Source organism: Spirillospora sp. NPDC046719 (genome assembly GCF_040645715.1).
In the GTDB taxonomy this organism is placed as follows: domain Bacteria; phylum Actinomycetota; class Actinomycetes; order Streptosporangiales; family Streptosporangiaceae; genus Spirillospora.
The window spans coordinates 1-2,696 of the sequence record NZ_JBEYYT010000764.1; the positions used below are offsets into that span (position 1 = coordinate 1).

At 69.4% G+C, this 2,696-nt stretch carries 2 protein-coding genes and 1 pseudogene; 2 read left to right on the forward strand and 1 reads right to left on the reverse strand.

Translation table 11 applies throughout. The annotated features are described in order from the left end of the window. Window positions 1–97: 97 nt before the first annotated feature. Window positions 98–667, reverse strand: a complete 570-nt coding sequence (locus ABZ914_RS49835) for a hypothetical protein (protein WP_500201593.1) — start codon at window positions 665–667, stop codon at window positions 98–100. A 395-nt stretch (window positions 668–1,062) separates the two neighbouring features. Here ABZ914_RS49835 and ABZ914_RS49840 point away from each other — a divergent pair. Both ABZ914_RS49840 and ABZ914_RS49845 read left to right on the forward strand, forming a co-directional pair. After that, window positions 1,063–1,113: pseudogene (locus tag ABZ914_RS49840) on the forward strand (hypothetical protein); the annotation flags it as partial. A gap of 1,269 nt (window positions 1,114–2,382) precedes the next feature. Further along, window positions 2,383–2,696, forward strand: a 314-nt coding sequence (locus ABZ914_RS49845) for a flavoprotein (RefSeq protein WP_500201594.1), incomplete at its 3' end; no start/stop codon positions are given.

Sequence of the window (2,696 nt, forward strand, 5' to 3'; positions counted from 1 at the left end):
CCGTACCAGGCCCACACCCCGGAGAACTCGCGTTCGATCTGCGCGGCGACCGGTCGCCCGCTCATCCCGTCCGACAGCACCACGGGAACCGCACCCATCACGACCCGCCGTCCGGCGAGCTGGCGAAAGGCACCGCCAAGACCCGCGCGATCAGGTCCGCTGCCCTCTCGGTCTCCAGCAACGGGCACAACGGCTCCAACTCCGGCGGAGACTGACGGGTCGGCCCGGCCCACACCCACAGCCACCACAACACCCCCTCATGCCGACGACACAGCACCTCCTGCCGCATCCCCGGATGCATCAACGCTCCGCGCGGATCGTCCGGGTCGGGTTCACCGGCCGGGTTGCTCGCCCGCACCGCACCATGCCCGTACACCTGCGCATCCAGGCCCCGCAGCTTCAATGCGTCGACCAGCGTCAGAGCCGCCGGACGCCACGCCGTGTCCTTGAGAGGCTGCCTGCTCACCACGTCCATGACTGAGAACTCCCAGGAGTTGAAGTGGGACCGGCGGACGAGCGGACGAGCGGACGACCAGAACCCCACCCGGCCAAGCGCAGCCGCCACGGGGGCGAAGCGACCGCGCTTCCAGTCGCCGACCACGCCCGCCGGCCCCGCGGCTTCACCTACGCCGCACGCATCTTGCGCGTCGGCGCGCACCAGCGGCACGGCGTCCGCCGCACCTGCGGACCGGAGTCACCCGGCGTCCCTACGAACACCACACGGAGAGGAGAGACGAACCTCCAGCCACGGCCACCGCACGAGCGGCACCCCGGCTTGCCGGTTCCCTGCTGCTGCGTCATGCCGACCAAGATCCGCCAAATCCCGGACGGCACCCATTCCCAGGCGATATCCCGCGACGGGATATACGCTCGGCGAAGACCGGTTACGCGGAGGGAGACCCGATGTCGAGACGGGCGTCAGACCCGATCGTCATCCCGGACTCACTGTGGCGGCGCCCGCAGATGATCGAAGCCCTGACCACCCGCGACATCCGAACCGTCTTCCACCTGTTGCGCCAGTACGCAGGCGCCAGCCAAACCCAAATCGCGATCGCCTGCGGTATGTCGCAGGGCAAGGTCAGCGAGATCATGAAGAAGGGCGGCCGCCAGGTCACCACCCTGGAGGTCTTCGAGCGCATCGCCGACGGCCTCCAGATGCCCGACCCCGCCCGCCTGACCCTGGGCCTGGCCCCGCGCACCCTCCCCGCGTTCACCTCGCCGACCACCACGAAGGCGACGATCACCACATCACGGGATGCCCCCGCGGGCTTGGTTCCGCCCGCATTCCTGGGTTCTCTTGACATAGATGCCGATGTCGGGGAAGGGGACCCCGTGCACCGCAGAACCTTCGGCAAGCTCGCCGGAGCCAGCGTGTTCAGCGCCATCCTCGCCGACCTACCGTCCGACGGCGCACCGCTGGAAGGCGTCGAGGCATTCGCCGCCGCCCTGGCCGGATACCCCTCCAGTAACGACACCCCGTCCCCGGCCGCCCTCAGCATCGCCCGCCTGGACGCCGCCGTAGCCGCAGCCAAACGCACCTACCAGGACTGCAAGTACTCCACCGTCATCAACTCCCTGCCCACCCTGCTGGCAGACCTGCGCAACGCCTGCGCCGCCTACGACGGAGACGCCCGCCTCCAGGCCCAAGCGCTCTCGGCCGAGGCCCACCACGTCGCCGCGAGCATCCTGCTCAAACTCGACCACGAAGGGCTCGCCTGGCTCGCCGCCGACCGCAGCATGCAGGCCGCCCGCCGCAGCCAGGACCTCACGACCATCGGGTCAAGCGCCCGCATCATCACCCACGCGCTGATGAACGACGGCCACCACGGCGCCGCAACCAAGACCGCCAGCACCTACGCCGAACGCATCGACCACGACATCGACCAGCGCACCCCCGACTTCCTGTCCGTCTACGGCGCACTCCTCCTCCGCGGCGCGGCCGCCGCCGGCCAACGCTCCGACCGGCACACCGCCGCCACCCTCCTGGACGAGGCCGAAGCCGCAGGCCGCGAACTCGGAGGCGACTACAACCACCGATGGACCGCGTTCGGCCCCACCAACGTCCAACTCCACCGCGTCAACATCGCCCTCAAACTCGGCGACGCCGGAGCCGCCATCCAGCACGCCCGCACCGTCGACCTCAGCCGCATCCCCCCTCACCGAACGCAAAGCAAAACTCCTCGTCGACACCTCCGGCGCCCTCACCCAATGGGGCAAGCACGACAAGGCATACGAGGCCCTGCGCTACGCCCACCAGCTCGCGCCCGAGGAGATCTCAGCCCGCCCCGCCGTCCACCGCATGCTCGGCGACCTCATGGCCACCGCCCCGCCCAGCATCAAGCGGCAACTCAAGGAGATCACGACAGAAATCGGGGTGCGCCTGTGACCGACGCCGGAGCCGACAACGAGCGCCGCCGCGTCCTCTACATCATCGTCTGCGCAGCAGGCCCCGCCGGCGACATCGGAAAACTCGTCACCCTCGCCCACCAACGAGGCTGGGACGTCCAGATCATCGCCACACCCTCAGCCCTGGACTTCATCGACGCCGAAGCCCTCGAAGCCCAGACCGGCCGCCCCGTCCGCAGCCAATACCGCAAGCCAGGCGAGCCCCGCTCCCCGAAGGCTGACGCCATCATCGTCGCCCCCGCCACCTACAACACCATCAACAAATGGGCCGCAGGCATCAGCGACACCTA